Source organism: Plantibacter elymi (nom. nud.) (genome assembly GCF_900177795.1).
In the GTDB taxonomy this organism is placed as follows: Bacteria; Actinomycetota; Actinomycetes; order Actinomycetales; family Microbacteriaceae; genus Plantibacter; species Plantibacter elymi.
Window position 1 is genome coordinate 366,312 of sequence record NZ_FXWJ01000005.1, and the last position, 14,650, is coordinate 380,961.

At 71.1% G+C, this 14,650-nt stretch carries 14 protein-coding genes and 1 tRNA gene; 9 read left to right on the forward strand and 6 right to left on the reverse strand.

The window, feature by feature from the left end:
- Positions 1-36: 36 nt before the first annotated feature.
- On the forward strand, positions 37-2,049 hold the full coding sequence (locus CCK91_RS16940; RefSeq protein WP_086474996.1) for a helicase HerA-like domain-containing protein: 2,013 nt from the start codon (positions 37-39) through the stop codon (positions 2,047-2,049).
- A gap of 265 nt (positions 2,050-2,314) precedes the next feature.
- Here the strand turns inward: CCK91_RS16940 and CCK91_RS16945 are convergent, their stop codons facing one another.
- The gene (locus CCK91_RS16945; protein ID WP_207568252.1) at positions 2,315-3,190 is read right to left on the reverse strand and encodes an aminoglycoside phosphotransferase family protein; all 876 of its coding nucleotides are present in this window, start codon (positions 3,188-3,190) and stop codon (positions 2,315-2,317) included.
- Positions 3,191-3,533: 343 nt separating this feature from the next.
- Here CCK91_RS16945 and CCK91_RS16950 point away from each other — a divergent pair, with 343 nt between their 5' ends.
- Complete coding sequence (locus tag CCK91_RS16950) at positions 3,534-4,136, forward strand: GNAT family N-acetyltransferase (RefSeq protein ID WP_086474997.1); 603 nt, start codon at positions 3,534-3,536, stop codon at positions 4,134-4,136.
- 72 nt (positions 4,137-4,208) lie between these two features.
- Here CCK91_RS16950 and CCK91_RS16955 read toward each other — a convergent pair whose 3' ends face one another.
- A complete protein-coding gene (locus tag CCK91_RS16955) occupies positions 4,209-4,718 on the reverse strand; it encodes a hypothetical protein (protein WP_133060029.1) in 510 nt (169 codons plus the stop codon).
- A 203-nt stretch (positions 4,719-4,921) separates the two neighbouring features.
- On the opposite strand from CCK91_RS16955, the gene CCK91_RS16960 reads away from it, so the two are divergent.
- The 5 genes from CCK91_RS16960 (at position 4,922) to CCK91_RS16980 (ending at position 10,159) form a co-directional block, all read left to right on the forward strand.
- Entirely contained in the window at positions 4,922-5,590 is a 669-nt protein-coding gene (locus CCK91_RS16960; protein WP_086474999.1) for a GntR family transcriptional regulator, read from the forward strand.
- A gap of 79 nt (positions 5,591-5,669) precedes the next feature.
- Complete coding sequence (locus CCK91_RS16965; protein WP_079706802.1) at positions 5,670-6,680, forward strand: 1-aminocyclopropane-1-carboxylate deaminase; 1,011 nt, start codon at positions 5,670-5,672, stop codon at positions 6,678-6,680.
- A gap of 289 nt (positions 6,681-6,969) precedes the next feature.
- Entirely contained in the window at positions 6,970-7,992 is a 1,023-nt protein-coding gene (locus CCK91_RS16970; RefSeq protein WP_086475000.1) for an acyl-CoA dehydrogenase family protein, read from the forward strand.
- Positions 7,992-9,431, forward strand: a complete 1,440-nt coding sequence (locus tag CCK91_RS16975; RefSeq protein ID WP_086475001.1) for a bifunctional PIG-L family deacetylase/class I SAM-dependent methyltransferase — start codon at positions 7,992-7,994, stop codon at positions 9,429-9,431. Before CCK91_RS16970 ends, CCK91_RS16975 begins: the two co-directional genes overlap by 1 nt.
- Positions 9,431-10,159 carry a glycosyltransferase gene (locus CCK91_RS16980; protein ID WP_086475002.1) on the forward strand — a complete coding sequence of 243 codons (729 nt, stop codon included), beginning with the start codon at positions 9,431-9,433 and terminating at the stop codon, positions 10,157-10,159. Before CCK91_RS16975 ends, CCK91_RS16980 begins: the two co-directional genes overlap by 1 nt.
- Here CCK91_RS16980 and CCK91_RS16985 read toward each other — a convergent pair.
- A complete protein-coding gene (locus CCK91_RS16985) occupies positions 10,144-10,908 on the reverse strand; it encodes a DeoR/GlpR family DNA-binding transcription regulator (protein WP_086475003.1) in 765 nt (254 codons plus the stop codon). The two genes, CCK91_RS16980 and CCK91_RS16985, sit on opposite strands and share 16 nt — an antisense overlap.
- 56 nt (positions 10,909-10,964) lie before the next feature.
- Here CCK91_RS16985 and CCK91_RS16990 point away from each other — a divergent pair, with 56 nt between their 5' ends.
- Together CCK91_RS16990 and CCK91_RS16995 are read left to right on the forward strand one after the other, a co-directional pair.
- Complete coding sequence (locus tag CCK91_RS16990) at positions 10,965-11,324, forward strand: DUF4406 domain-containing protein (protein WP_086475004.1); 360 nt, start codon at positions 10,965-10,967, stop codon at positions 11,322-11,324.
- Between the two features lie 49 nt (positions 11,325-11,373).
- Positions 11,374-11,874, forward strand: a complete 501-nt coding sequence (locus CCK91_RS16995; protein WP_165767081.1) for a GNAT family N-acetyltransferase — start codon at positions 11,374-11,376, stop codon at positions 11,872-11,874.
- A 209-nt stretch (positions 11,875-12,083) separates the two neighbouring features.
- Here CCK91_RS16995 and CCK91_RS17000 read toward each other — a convergent pair whose 3' ends face one another.
- From CCK91_RS17000 to CCK91_RS17010, 3 genes are all read right to left on the reverse strand, one after another.
- On the reverse strand, positions 12,084-13,598 hold the full coding sequence (locus CCK91_RS17000) for an MATE family efflux transporter (protein WP_086475006.1): 1,515 nt from the start codon (positions 13,596-13,598) through the stop codon (positions 12,084-12,086).
- Positions 13,599-13,833: 235 nt separating this feature from the next.
- Entirely contained in the window at positions 13,834-14,277 is a 444-nt protein-coding gene (locus CCK91_RS17005) for a MarR family winged helix-turn-helix transcriptional regulator (RefSeq protein WP_086475007.1), read from the reverse strand.
- A 262-nt stretch (positions 14,278-14,539) separates the two neighbouring features.
- Positions 14,540-14,627 (reverse strand) — tRNA-Ser (locus tag CCK91_RS17010).
- Positions 14,628-14,650: the final 23 nt, after the last annotated feature.

Below are 14,650 nucleotides of genomic sequence, written 5' to 3' on the forward strand. Positions count from 1 at the left end.
CTCGACCCGTGGGGAGCGCGTCGCTAGGCTCGGCACATGACGCCCAGTGATGCAGCATCCGACCCGCAGATCGCCGCACTCCAGGCTGCCGCCGCCCACGCGCAGGCCGAGCTCGAAGCCGCCCAGGCGCAGGCGGCGCTCGCCGCAGCGAAGGTGAAGGCGGCCGAAGCGGCAGCGGCGCTCGCCGGGGCCGGGATCACCGCGTCGGGCGGGGCCACTGGGATGGTGTCACAGGTCGAGCCGGCGGCCTCCGATTCTGCGAGTGACGCAGCGGCCGCCGAGGCCCCGGCCGACGTCCCAACCGACGACGCGGTCGGTGCCGACACCAGCAGCACCGCCCCCAGCAGCAGCAGCGGCGACGGCGCCACCGGCACCGACGACCTCAGCGCCGACACCATCGGCCTGGGCCCGCTCGGCCTCGACGACGTGCTGAAGATCCGCGACGGCTACCTCGTGCACGGCCCGGCGCTCGAGATGGGTGCCCTGGTCAACGGGGAACCGGTGCCCGGGGTGCAGGTCCGCATCCCGCTCAGCGTCATGAACCGGCACGGGCTCGTCGCCGGCGCCACCGGGACCGGGAAGACCCGCACCCTCCAGGGCCTCGTCGAGCAGCTCTCGGCCGCCGGTGTCCCCGTGTTCGCCGCGGACATCAAGGGTGACCTCTCGGGCATCGCGACCCCGGGGGAGTCGAACGAGAAGCTCCTCGACCGCACCCGCGGCATCGGCCAGGACTGGACGCCGGCGGCCACCCCGACGGAGTACTTCGCGCTCGGCGGCGTCGGCAAGGGCGTCCCGATCCGAGCCACCATCGCCGCCTTCGGCCCGCTGCTGCTGAGCAAGGTCCTCGGCCTCAACGCCACACAGGAGTCCAGCCTCGGTCTCGTCTTCCACTACGCCGACAAGGCGGGCCTGCCGCTCCTCGACCTGAGCGACCTGCGCGCGGTCCTCACCTACCTCGCGAGCGACGACGGCAAGGGTGAGCTGCAGGAGCTCGGCGGGCTGTCGGGCGCCACCGTCGGGGTGATCCTGCGGGAACTCATCACCTTCGCCGACCAGGGCGCCGACGTCTTCTTCGGCGAACCCGAGATCGACACCGCCGACTTCATCCGCCTCGACCCGAGTGGCAAAGGCATCGTCAGCCTGCTCGAGGTGCCGGGCGTCCAGAACCAGCCGGCCCTCTACTCGACGTTCCTCATGTGGTTGCTCGCCGACCTCTTCAACACCCTCCCCGAGGTGGGCGACCCCGAGAAGCCGAAGCTCGTGTTCTTCTTCGACGAGGCGCACCTGCTGTTCCGCGACGCGTCGAAGGACTTCCTCGCGCAGATCACGCAGACGGTCCGGCTCATCAGGTCGAAGGGTGTCGGGATCTTCTTCGTCACCCAGACACCGAAGGACGTCCCGGGCGAGGTGCTCGCGCAACTCGGTTCGCGCGTGCAGCACGCCCTCCGTGCGTTCACCCCGGATGACGCGAAAGCGCTCAAAGCGACGGTGTCGACCTACCCGACCTCCGGCTACGAGCTCGGCGAGGTCCTCACCTCCCTCGGCACCGGTGAGGCGGTCGTCACCGTGATGAACGAGAAGGGGGCGCCATCGCCGGTCGCGTGGACGAGACTGCGGGCGCCGCAGGGACTCATGTCGCCCAGTGCCGACACCGCGATCGACGCGGCGATCGCGGCCTCACCGTTGCTCGCGCGGTACGGGACGCCCGTCGACCGTGAGTCGGCGAGGGAGATCCTGACGGCGAAGCTCGAGGAGGCGAACCAAGCCGCCCTCGCCGCCGAGGCCGAACTCGAGCGGCAGCGCATCGCGGCGGAACTCGCGAAGCAGCAGGCCGCCGCCGACAAGGCGCAGGCCGCGGCGCAGAAAAAGGCCGACGCCGAGTACGAACGGTTGCTCCGGAAGACCGCCGGCACGACCCGCCGGACGTCGACGAGGTCGTCGTCGACGTCGTCGAAGAGTCCGCTCGAGGAGATCCTCGGGTCGAAGGCGACGCGGTCGATCCTCACCGGCGTCGTCGAGGGCATCTTCGGGACGCGTCGTCGCCGCTGAGCTGCTGCGTTACCCGAGCGGTGTCCCGTTCCCTGAGTGGAGTCCCGGTCCCAGAAGGTTCCCCCGTTCCCTGAGCGGTTTCCCGGTCCCTGAGCGGTTCCCCGTCCCCTGGGCGGTTCCCCGTACCCTGAGCGGTTCCCCGTACCCTGAGCGGTTCCCCGTACCCTGAGCGGTTCCCCGTACCCTGAGCGGTTCCCCGTACCCTGAGCGGTTCCCCGGTCCCTGAGCGGTTCCCCGGTCCCTGAGCTTGTCGAAGGGCGTGAACCTACCGGAGGGCGTCCTCGGCGAGGCGACCGAGCTCGACGGTGGCCCGGGCGTCGTCGAGCAGCCCGTCCTGCAGCGACCACACGGCGGACAGCGCGGAGCGCGCGACCACCCACTCGAGGAGGACGGTTCGCGATAGGCCGAGCGATCGACTCACCAGCGCCACCCGCTCGGCGAACAGCCGCGGGCTCCGCGCCGTCGCGGGATCGGGGTTGCTGAACAGCGCTGTGGCGTCGAAGGCGCGGTGGCCGACGATGCCCTTGGGATCGATCGCCCGCCAGTCAGCGGGAGCGAACTCGAGCACGTTCATGTGGTGGAGGTCCCCGTGGAGCACGACGACGTCGGCGGGGGTCGTGGTGTCGAGCAGCCGACCGGCGAGCTCCCGCCCGCGCTCGAGGAAGGCGGCGCTCGCCGGATCACCGAGGAGGGTGCCGAGGGCCGATGCATCGTCGCTGAGCAGCTCGCGGAACCATCGGCGGAGCGTGGGGAGTTCGGCGATGACATCACCGGCATCGGTCGGCGTCGGGGCAGGGATCGCCGTGTGCAGGGTGTCGAGCACGGAGCACAGGATCGCGACGGCTCCGAGGTCGTCGCCTGCGCGGGTCAGTGAGGCGAGATCGCGGCCGCCCGTCGCGCGTTCCAGGACGATCGCGTGGTCGTCGCCTGCGAACACCGCTGCACACCCGGCGCCGTCCCACGCCGCGAGCAGCTGGCCGCCGAGCGCCTCCTCGTGGACGAGCGGCACCTTGAGGATCGCCGGTCGTCCGTGGTGTGTCACGGGGAGCAGCCGGCTCGACGGCGTCACGATGAGCTCGCCGTCGGGCACGAGCCGCCACTGCTTGACGGCCGCGTCGATGCTCCCTGGTCGCCATGTCACAGGACTCAGCCTAGGCAGCAACCCCTCGATCGCTGAGCGGCACTTCGGTCCCTGAGCCTGTCGAAGGGCCTCCGGACGACTGCTGCCCTTCGGTCCCTGGGCCGTAGCTCGGTCGGACCCGTGGTCGCGCTTCGGTCCCTGAGCCGCACCTCGATCGGTCCCTGAGCTTGTCGAAGGGCACACGGGTGGACACCGCCCTTCGACAGGCTCAGGGACCGGGATGGTGGTGGACGGGCACACGGAGGAACGTCGCCCTTCGACAAGCTCAGGGACCGGGAGGGTGGGGCTCAGGGACCGGGAGGGTGGGGCTCGGGGACCGGGGAACGCCGGTTAGGCTGGCGCGGTGACCGACATCCGCTCGTACCGACCGTCCGACCGCGCCGCCGTGGCGGCGATCTGCACCCGAACGGGCGACTCGGGGGCGGATGCGACCGGACAGTTCAGCACGGACGACCTTCTGCCCGACATCTATGCCGTGCCCTACGTCGAGCACGAGCCCGAGTTGGCGCTGCTCGTCGACGCCGGTGCGGGTCCGATCGGCTACATCCTGGGCACCGCGGACACGACCGCCTTCGACCGTTGGTTCGTCGAGCGCTGGTGGCCGACCGTCGAGGGGAAGTACGCGGCCTCTGCGGCCTCCGGTGCCGCCTCGGAGGCTGAACGCGGCATCGTCCGATCCGCGACCGACCGCGGCGGACTGGCCCCGGAACTCCTCGCGCAGTACCCGGCGCACCTGCACATCGACCTGCTGCCGGAGACGCAGGGGATGGGTGTCGGCAGACGGCTCATCGACGCGTTCTGCGGGCTCCTCGCGGAGCGCGGTGTCCCGGGCGTGCACCTCGGCGTCGGCGTCTCGAACACCGGGGCGCAGCAGTTCTACCAGCGGACGGGCTTCACCCGAGTGGAAGGCGACCCCGGGGCCCACTGGTACGCGAAGGCGCTCTGACCCGGGCTGCATCCCACCCGAGCCGGATCCCGCGCGGACCGACGGTACCCTCGCTCAGCGAGAGCAGTTCGGCTAGAGCAGTTCGGCGCGTGCCCAGCGCAGCCGCTCGAGCGGGGTGAGCAGGTCGGGGTGGTCTTCGCGGAGGTCGTCGAGCGAGACCGGCTGTCGAGGTCGCTCCACCGGGCCGTCGTAGGCGGCGACGACGGCCGCGATGCTGTCCGTGCTCCATCGGTTGCTGCGCATGCGCAGGAGTGGTCGGTTCTCGGAGTCACAGACGAAGAACTGCGAGCTCGCTTGCAACCCCCGACCCCGGAACTCGAAGAGCAGGCTGCGGCCGATCGCCTCCCGCGGAACGAACCGCTGCCGCCCGACGATGGGCTGCTCGATGAACCCGTCACGACACACGACGATGCGTTGGCGTCGAGACAGGACGGCGACGCCGAGCAGCACGACCATGCCGATGATCCCGAGCGTGATGACCCACGTGCGTTCGACACTCGGGGTCGGGCCGACGAGCCAGAGTGAGACGCCCCAGACGGGGAGGACGACGATGGCAGCGCTCAGGACGGCGCTCCAGAGCACGCGCGGATGCGGTCTGACCGTCACCGGTTCGTCACCCCGTCGCACCACGCGCTCACCCCCGCAGATCATCGTGGCCTGCTTTCAGTGGGCGGACAATCCGCCATCTGGGGGACAAGTAGGACGAATACCCCACTCTTCGAGGCGGCTCGCCCGATTGCGCCGCTGCGCTTGACTTCTCGGTCCGGCGATGTGCAATATATTGCATGCCCGCTCCCGCTCAAGCCAACCCGCAGCGCCGAGCGCTCCTCCGCGACGACGTCTATCAGTCGCTGCGCAACGCGATCGTCGACGGGACGTTCATTCCGGGCGAGAAGCTCGTCGACACCGAACTCGAGCGCTGGCTCGGCGTGAGTCGCACACCCATCCGCGAAGCCGTCCTGCGTCTCGCCCGGAGCGGGCTCGTCATCGCGAAACCGGGACGGTCGACCGTCGTCGCCCCGCTCGACAGCCGCGCGACGCTGCAGGCTCAGGCGGTTGCCGCGGCCATGCACGAACTCGCGGTCCGCGAGGCGGTGCCGCACCTGAGTGCGGCCGACCTCGACCGCATGCGCGCGGCGAACCGCGACTTCGCAGCCGCGCTGCAACGTGACGACGCCGACGCCGCGCTCGCAGCGGACGACGCCTTCCATGCCGTGGCCGTGGACGTCGCCGGGAACCCGTTCATCCGGGACGCGCTGGAGGCGGTCACCCCGCTGCTGCGCCGGATCGAACGGTTGCGGTTCTCCTCGGTCGCCGCGCGCGGGTCGATCGCGCAGCACGACGCCGTCATCGAGCGCTGTGCGGAGGGGGACGTCGACGCGGCGGCCGCGCTCGTCCGGGGCAACTGGACGACCCTCGCCGACCTCGTCCTCGCCCACCTCGACGAGGACTGAGCAGCGCCCACCACCCGACCCGTTCCCCGGCACCGATCGCCACCACTCAGCCGCACCACCGAGACCCAGGAGCCACCACATGTCCCTCAGCGACTTCTCCCGCTACCCGCTCACCTTCGGACCGAGTCCCGTCCACGAACTCAACCGCCTCACCGCGCACCTCGGTGGCGCGACGATCTGGGCCAAGCGCGAGGACGTCAACAGCGGTCTCGCCTATGGCGGCAACAAGACACGCAAACTGGAGTACCTCATCCCCGACGCGATCGCGCAGGGCGCCGACACGCTCGTGTCGATCGGTGGCTACCAGTCCAACCACACGCGTCAGGTCGCGGCGGTCGCGGCGAAGCTCGGGATGCAGGCAGTCCTCGTGCAGGAGAACTGGGTGGACTGGCCCGACTCCGTGAACGACCGGGTCGGCAACATCATGCTGTCGCGGATCATGGGGGCCGAGGTCCGTCTCGATCCCGCGGGCTTCGGCATCGGCTTCAAGTCGAGTTGGGAACGTGCCCTCGACGACGTGCGCGAACGCGGCGGCACCCCGTACGCGATCCCGGCCGGGGCGTCGGACCACCGGCTCGGTGGCCTGGGGTTCGCGAACTGGGCAGCCGAGGTCGAGCAGCAGGAGCGTGAACTCGGGGTGTTCTTCGACACCATCGTCGTCTGCAGCGTCACCGGGTCCACGCACGCCGGCATGATCGCCGGGTTCGCCGGGCAGGACCGACCGCGCCGGGTGATCGGCATCGACGCCTCGGCGAAGATCCAGGAGACCCGCGACCAAGTCGCGCGCATCGCCCGCAACACGGCGGAGCTCATCGGCCTCGAACGCGAGCTCCGCGACGACGAGATCACGGTGTTGGAGGGGTGGGCGGGCGACCTCTACGGGATCCCGGTCGAGTCGACGATGGAGGCGATCCGCCTGACCGGTCGGCTCGAGGGCGTCATCATCGACCCGGTCTACGAGGGGAAGTCGATGGCGGGGCTCATCGACCTCGTGACGAGTGGTGACATCCCGGCGTCCAGCAACGTCCTCTACGCGCACCTCGGTGGGCAGCCGGCGATCAACGCCTACAGCGCCCTCTTCCGCGACTGAGTCGGTGCCCGGTACCTCGCCCGAGTGGGGTGCCGGCGCGGTGCGCTGACGCGAACCTGAGGGAACCGGCGTGAGCGCGGGTCAGGCGACCGAGCGCGCCCCTCCGGAGACCCACGCCCACGTCGATGACCCGCGCTCGCGTCAGCGCACCGCGCTGACGCACTACCAGGGTCGATGGTCGGGGTCCAGGGGCGGGCGGCGGCGCGTGGCGGTGCGAGACTTGGACCTCCACGACGCGAGGAGGTCGCATGCGCGCACCGATGGAACCCCGACACCAGACGCGGATCGCATGATCCGTCTGCAGTCGACCGCCTGGCCCACCAGCGGCACCTCCCTCGACCTCGGCGCCCTGCACGACGCAGCGACAGGGTCATTGGCGAGCATCGAGTCGCGCCTGGCCTTCACCTCCACAGCCGTGCGACTCGTCGGCCCGCTCGAACAACACACCGCCGGGCGGGTCTTCGCGGGACTCGGCGCGATCGCGGCGGTCGACGTCACGCTCGCACGCGTCGTCGAACCGCACCTCGACGCGCTCGCCATCCTGCACCAGGCCGACCTCGAACCCCCGGCCGTCTCCACCTGGGGGGTCTTCGCGGCCGAGGCACCCGGGCTGCGTCTCGACGCGACCCTGGTCGACGACGCCTGGCAGCTGACCGGTACCAAGCCGTGGTGCTCCCTCGCGTCCCACCTGAGCGACGCCCTCGTCACCGCCCATACCGCGCCGGGGGAGCGGCGGCTGTTCGCCGTCGCGCTCACCGACCCCGGGGTCACCAACGACGACAGCGCGTGGCTCGCCCGCGGACTGCCGCTCGTCCCGAGTGGTCCGGTCGGCTTCGACGGGGTCCCCGCCTCCCCGGTCGGCGACGACGGGTGGTACCTGCGGCGCCCCGGCTTCTCCTGGGGCGGGATCGGCGTCGCCGCCTGCTGGTGGGGAGGTGCGGTCACGCTCGTCGACCGCCTGCTCGCCGCGGCACGCACGCGACCCGACGCCGACCTCCTCCTCCGCACGCTCGGCGCCGCGGCCATCGACCTCTCGATCGCCGAACAGGCGATCGCCGACGCGGCCCAGGCCATCGAGCACGGCCACGCCGACGACACGGCCGGTCCACGCCTCGCCCAACGTGTGCGGTCGACGGTCCGCGGTCGGGTCGACGCCATCCGCGCCGGGGTGCTCGGAGCACTCGGCCCCGGCCCGCTCACCTCCGAACCCGCGTATCTCGCGCGGATGTCCGACCTCGAGCTCTACGTCCAGCAGGACCACGGCGACCGCGACCTCGCGCGCTACGGCCGCATGCTGGTGGAGGCCGACTGATGCCCGCGTTCGACCACCGCGACCCCGGCACGTCGGCAGCCGCCTGGGCGACCCGCCTGCACGAGCTCGACCTGCCCGTCTGGGACGGCTGGCGGCACGCCACCGGCGTCGTCGTCCTGTCGCCGCACCCCGACGACGAGTCGCTCGGAGCCGGCGGGCTGATCGCCGCAGCCGCCGCCGCCGGGATTTCGGTCGAGGTCCTCCTCGTGACCCTCGGCGAGGGATCGCATCCCGACTCACCGACCACCACGCCCGAGGAACTCGCCCCGCGCCGGGAGGCCGAGTTCATCGATGCGGTCGGTCGTCTCCACCCGACGGTCGGGTACGACGTCCTGCACATCCCGGACGGCGGCCTCGACGCCGAACGCGCGGGCATCGCGGAGCGACTGCGGGCAGCCGTCGTCACCGCCGGATCGCGACCGCTCATCGTCGCCCCCTGGCGCGGCGACGGGCACCGCGACCACCGGATCGCGGGCGAACTCGCCACGGCCCTCGCGACCGAGCTCGACCTCGCGCTCGTGGAGTTCCCCATCTGGCTCTGGCACTGGGCCGACACCGACGACGCGACCCTGCCGTGGGCCGAGGCGCGCATCGTCCCGCTCGACGCCGTGGCGCACGGGGCGAAGATCGCCGCGATGGACGCCTACCCCTCGCAGACGGAGCCCCTCTCGGACGCACCGGGCGACGAGGCGATCGTCGACCATCACCACCTGCAGCACTACGCGCGGCGGTTCGAGGTGCTGTTCCCGAACGGACGTGCGCTGGATCTCGCGGCGGGTTCGGACCCGGATGCAGGTGCGGCGGCGGACACCGACATCGCCACCGACGCAGCGACCGCTGATGCGACCTCGCGCTCGAAGGAGTCGTTCGAGGACCACTACCGCGACCACCCCGACGGCTGGGACTTCGGCTCCTGGTACGAGGAGCGCAAACGTCGGGTCCTCCTCGCCGCCCTGCCCCGCCAGCGCTACGGCTCGGTACTCGAACTCGGCTGCGCGACGGGGGTGCTCACGGAGCGGCTCGCGGACCGCAGCGACGACGTGCTCGGGGTCGACATCGCCGAAGCGCCTCTCGAGATCGCCCGTCGACGGGTGCCCGCGGCCCGGTTCGAGCGGCGCACGCTCCCCGATGACTGGCCGAGTGGCGCCTTCGACCTCGTGGTGATGTCGGAGGTCGGCTACTACCTGTCGGCGACCGACCTCGACCGGGTGATCGACCGCCTCCTCGGCTCGCTCACGCCCGGCGGGAGCATCGTCGCGTGTCACTGGCGGCACCCCGACGATCACGCCACGACCTCGGCCGAGTTCGTCCATCGCCGGTTGCTCGAACGCTGGCCCGGCCGTCGGTCGATCCAGCACGTCGAGGACGACTTCCTGCTCGACGTCCTCGTGCCTGCCGATGAGGCGAGCGTCGCCGCGGTGGACGGTCTGACGGGCTGATGCTGCGACGGATCGATGCCGTCGTGCCCGCGCACGACGAGGAGGAGCTGATCGGGGCATGCCTCGACGCGCTGCTCGTCGCGCGTGCCGCCGTGCTGCGTCTCCGTCCCGAGCTGCAGGTGGGGATCGTGGTGGTGCTCGACGACTGCCGCGACGACACGGCGCGGATCGTCCGGGAGCGGTTGGCGGGCTTCGATCCCGAGGAGGCGGTCACCGTCGTCATCGACGAGCGCAGTGTCGGGGCGGCCCGGCGCGCGGGTGTCGCGGCCGCTGTGCGATCGGGAGCTGTCGGACCGACGGCTGCTCACGTCTCCGAACGGTGGATCGCCAACACCGACGCCGACTCGCGCGTTCCGGAGGACTGGTTCTCCGTGCACGCCGATGCCTTCGACGACGGTGTCGACGTCCTCCTGGGGACCGTCCGTCCCGACTTCACGGACTTCTCCGAGGAGGACGTGGAGCGGTGGTCGCTGACGCACCCGCCCGGACATCTGCCGGGCAACGTGCACGGGGCCAATCTCGGGGTCAGAGCCGATCGGCTCGACGAACTCGGCGGCTTCCGTGAGCTGGCCGAGCATGAGGACGTCGATCTCGTCGAGCGTGCCCGGGCAGCGGGTCTCCGGGTCGTGCCGACGCTGGATGCGCCCGTCGAGACCTCGGGTCGGCGACGTGGCCGGACCCCTGGGGGCTACGCCGCGTTCCTCGCCGAGACCTACCCGCGATCCTGACGGTCGCGCGCGCCTGAAGCCGCGGTCCGTGTTGTCGGGTCGGATCCGTCCGACTGCGGGTCGACGATGACCTCGGTGACCTCGCCGAGGTCGAGCACCGGGTACCGGGAGACGGCTCCGACCTTCTCCTCGCTCGCCAGGACGTAGACGTCGGTGCTGCGTTCGGCGAGGGCGCGCTTCGTCGCGGCGTCGTCGAGGTCGCCGGTGGTGAGGCCGTGTTCGGGATGGAAGCCCGTGACGCCGAGGAAGCAGGCGTCGGCGCTCAGGTGACGGATGGCCTCCGCGGCGAGGGCACCGCCCGCGACCATCGAGTGACGTCCGAGTTCGCCGCCGATCATGATGACGCGTGCCGGTGAGTGCTCCGCCACGGCGAGGGCGACCGCCGGGCTCGGGGTGATGACGGTGAGGGTCGGGTCGTTCGGGAGGAGTCGCGCGAGCGCGAGCGCGGTGGTGCCGGCGTCGATGATGACGGTGCTGCCGGGTCGGATCCGCTCGGCGGCGATGCGGGCGACGCGCTCCTTGCTCGCCGTCCCGAGGGACAGGCGATCCCGGAACGGGCGGTCGGCCGCTGGGACCGGGAGCGCGCCGCCGTAGACGCGGACGCAGAGGCCGGCTTCGGCGAGTTCGCGGAGGTCTCGGCGGATCGAGTCTTCCGAGAGCCCGAGCGCCGCAGCGGCGTCCTTCGCGACGATCCGGCCGTCGCGGTCGAGGAGGTCGAGCAGGTGTGACCGTCGTTGGGCGCTCAACATACGTGCTCCTTCATGGTGTTGCACGATCGTGCACGGTTAACGCTACAGTGCTGGACATGACAACGCCACTCCTCATCCTCATCGCCGGCCCCTACCGTTCCGGGACCGGTGGTGATCCCGACGCCATCGCCCGCAACCTGGAACGACTCGAAGCCGCTGCGGCGCCCATCTACGCCCTCGGTCACGTCCCGATGATCGGGGAGTGGGTCGCGCTGCCGATCCTGCGTGGGATCGACACCGCGTCGGGTGACGGCGACGTGATGTACGAGACGGCGAGGCGGCTGCTCCAGCACTGCGACGCCGTGCTCCGGCTGCCGGGGGAGTCGTCCGGTGCCGACACCGACGTCGCGATCGCCCGTGAGCGCGGGATCCCCGTGTACACCGACCTCTCGGAGATACCGGCGTTCAAGGGCTGAGGTCGCTTGACCGCGGCGGCGTCCCCGCGCTCCGGCTAGGCTGACGCGCGTGCTCGACGACCTCCGGATCCGCCCCTACCGCGACACCGACGCGCGAGCGACCAGGTCGATCTTCCAGCGCGCGGTGCGGGTGACCGCTGCCGCTCACTACACGGCCGAGCAGCTCGCCGCATGGGTGCCGGACGACCCGGCAGTCGCCGTGCTGGACGACTGGGCCGCCCGACGTGCCGCGGTGACGACGTGGGTGGCGGAGCTCGACGACTCGGCGGTCGGATTCACCGACCTGGACATCGAGACCGGCTACCTCGACATGCTGTTCGTCGACCCGGGCGCGGGACGACGCGGCGTCGGATCCGCGCTCATCCGTCAGGTGCTCGACGAGGCGCGGGCGGTGGGGCTCCGGGAGGTGACCGTGCAGGCGAGTCGGACGGCGCAGCCGGTGTTCGAGCGCCACGGCTTCGTCGTGGTCCGCGAGCAGCGCGTCGAGCGTCGTGGGGTGCTCATCGAGAACGCGGTGATGCGGATACCCCTGGACGCCCCGGCGGGGTGATGTTCCCGGGATGTCCCGCGCGCCCGGCGGGGTGTCGCCAGCGCGGTGCGCCGACCCGAGCGCGGTGGTGTGGGCGCCGGCGCGGTGCGCCGGCGTGAGATCGCTGCAATCGGCGTGAGCGCGGGTCGTGGCGGTGGGGGCGGCCCTCTGGAGACCCGCGCCCACGCGTGTGACCCGCGCTCACGCCAGCGCACCGCGCTGGCCGTCCGTCAGGCGTCGGCGAGTTGCGCGTCGGCACGCTCCGGGGAGCCGGCTGCGAGCCCACGATCGATGGCGCTTCGTGAGCCGAGCCAGAGCAGGACGCCGACCAGGAAGACGATGACCTCCGTGACGGTGAGCGACCAGACGATGCCACCGAGTCCGAACCACAGGTTGCCGAAGAGGACGATCGGGACGAACAGCACGCCCTGGGTGACGGCCATGACCGCCGCGGGGAGTGCTCGCCCGGTCGCTTGGAAGAGCGAGGTGATGAGCCCGGTGAACCCGTTGGCGATCATCGCGGTGAGCTGGGCGACGAGGATCGTGACGCCGAGACCGAGGACGGCGGGGTCGGCGATGAACGCGGAGACGATCGGCTCACGCAGGACGAAGACGACGCCGGCGAAGAGGACCGAGATCCCACCGACCGTGAGTGCCGAGGCGCGGAGAGCGGACCGGAGGCGCGCGCCGTCGCCCTTGCCGAACGCGTAGGCGAGCAGGGGGAGCACGCCGAAGGTGACCCCCATGACGAGGAACTCGGGTACCTGGGCGATCCGGACCGCGACGCCCATGGCTGCGAGCGGGGCGTCTCCGTAGGCTGCGGCCAACGTGTTCAACACGAGTGCGGTGACGATGAGGAACCCCGACTGCAGGAGCGTGCTGACACCGACCCCGAGGACCGGCTTGAGGATCGTCGGCGACAGCGTGAACCAGCGCGGTGCCAGGCTGACGTGCTCGCTGTTGCGCTGCAACCACGCCACGAAGTAGACGAGGACACCGAGGTTCGCGAGTCCCATCGCAAGCGCCGCACCGGCGACGCCCCAGCCGAACCCGAGGATGAAGACGAGATCGAGGACGAGGTTCGCCACGGCCGACGCGATGAGGGCGATCATCACCTGGCGGGCGGCGCCCTCGGCCCGCACGAGCTGTTCCAGACAGAACGCGGTGGCCATGACGGGGACGAACGCGAGCATGACGCCGATGAACGCCGAGGTCGCCGGGGCGGTGACCGCGTCCGCCCCGAGCAGTGACACGAGTGGGCCGAGGAAGACGAGGCCGATCCCGCCCAGCACGGCGCCCGTCAGGAACGCGCCCCAGACGGAGAAGGCGGCGGCTCGTTTGATGTCCCCGGCCTGTGCCGGGTCGTGTTCCGAGGCGCCCAGGAGTCTGGAGATGAGCGCGCCGCCACCGACGCCGAACAGGTCGCCGATGGCCATGATCAGTCCGAGGATCGGGGCTCCGAGGGTGATCGCGGCGAGCAGGGTGGTGTCGTGCAGCGAGCCGACGACGCCTGCGTTGATGAGGTTGTAGACGGCGCTGACGACCAGGGCTGCCGCCATCGGGACGCACAGGTGGATCAGTGCCCGGATGATCGGGGCGGTCGCGAGGTACCAGCGGTTGCTCCCGACGGTGTCGGCTGCGGTGGAGGGTGCGGCGTCGGTCGATGGTGCGGTGGCCGTCGACGGTGCGGTGCTGCTGGGGACGGGTGTTCCGGTGGTGGGATCGGTGTGGTGTTCGGGGTGCATGGCAGGCTCCGTTTCGGGCAGGTTCCGGGCGCGACGATGAGCGCCGGCGCGGCGAGGGTTCGGTGATGGGGGTGATCGTCCGGCGCGGGCTGAGCGGACGGGCTCAGCAGGCGTCCGGGCGCGACGGACAGCGCCGTCGTGGCGTTCGCGGTCGCCATCGTGCGCGGCGGTCGGTGGAGGGCGCGGCGAGTGGTCTCGGCGCGTGGTCAGGGAGCTCGGGTTCCCCGAGCGGTGATCAGCGGGTCGGCTGCGGCAGGTGCGCCGTGAGCTTCGTGAGCAGAGCGTGCAGGGTGTCGCGTTCGCTCTGGTCCAGCGGGGTGAGGATGATGTCGTCGGCTTCGGCCATCGCGGTCTCGAACCCGGCGATGAGGTCGGTGCCGAGCGCGGTGGCGTAGACGCGCTTGGTGCGTGCGTTTCCGTCTTCCGTGCGGCGTTCGACGAGGTCCCGACGTTCGAGTCCCTGCAGGAGGCTCGAGACGCTGGCGGCGCTCGTCCGGCTCACCTCGGCGATGTCGCGTTGACTCGATCCTGGATGCCGGACGAGGTGGCCGAGGACGAAGGCCTGTTCGTGGCTGAGCTCGCGGGCTCGGATCCAGTCCTCGCCGGCTTTGCGCTGTGCCCACCCGATCCAGCGGACCAGTTCGAGTGTGCTGCTGAGGGTGGGTGTCTCGTCGTCCATAGTTAGAACGCTAACGCTTTGAGTTCTAACTGTCAACCCTCGAATGATCGAGTTGTCCAGCGCGGTGCGCTGGCACGAAACCGACGAGTTCGGCGTGGGCGCGGGTCGTAGCCCTGAGCGCGCCCCTCCGGAGACCCGCGCTCACGCGTGTGACCCGCGCTCACGTCAGCGCACCGCGCTGGCAACCCGAGAGCACACGCCGTCGGGGTGCTCCGGAAACGCAGAACGCCCCTCGCGGTGGGCGAAGGGCGTTCTGTCAAGCTGGCGGAGAATGGGGGATTCGAACCCCCGAGGGCGTTAACCCAACACGCTTTCCAAGCGTGCGCCATAGGCCACTAGGCGAATTCTCCATGGCTGTTTGTGAAAAACGGCC

Coding starts and splice junctions, on each gene's coding strand:
- CCK91_RS16940 (WP_086474996.1), top strand. CDS start 37: ATGACGCCCAGTGATGCAGCATCCGACCCGCAGATCGCCGCACTCCAG.
- CCK91_RS16960 (WP_086474999.1), top strand. CDS start 4,922: ATGCCCGCTCCCGCTCAAGCCAACCCGCAGCGCCGAGCGCTCCTCCGC.
- CCK91_RS16965 (WP_079706802.1), top strand. CDS start 5,670: ATGTCCCTCAGCGACTTCTCCCGCTACCCGCTCACCTTCGGACCGAGT.
- CCK91_RS16970 (WP_086475000.1), top strand. CDS start 6,970: ATGATCCGTCTGCAGTCGACCGCCTGGCCCACCAGCGGCACCTCCCTC.
- CCK91_RS16975 (WP_086475001.1), top strand. CDS start 7,992: ATGCCCGCGTTCGACCACCGCGACCCCGGCACGTCGGCAGCCGCCTGG.
- CCK91_RS16980 (WP_086475002.1), top strand. CDS start 9,431: ATGCTGCGACGGATCGATGCCGTCGTGCCCGCGCACGACGAGGAGGAG.
- CCK91_RS16985 (WP_086475003.1), bottom strand. CDS start 10,908: ATGTTGAGCGCCCAACGACGGTCACACCTGCTCGACCTCCTCGACCGC.
- CCK91_RS16990 (WP_086475004.1), top strand. CDS start 10,965: ATGACAACGCCACTCCTCATCCTCATCGCCGGCCCCTACCGTTCCGGG.
- CCK91_RS17000 (WP_086475006.1), bottom strand. CDS start 13,598: ATGCACCCCGAACACCACACCGATCCCACCACCGGAACACCCGTCCCC.
- CCK91_RS17005 (WP_086475007.1), bottom strand. CDS start 14,277: ATGGACGACGAGACACCCACCCTCAGCAGCACACTCGAACTGGTCCGC.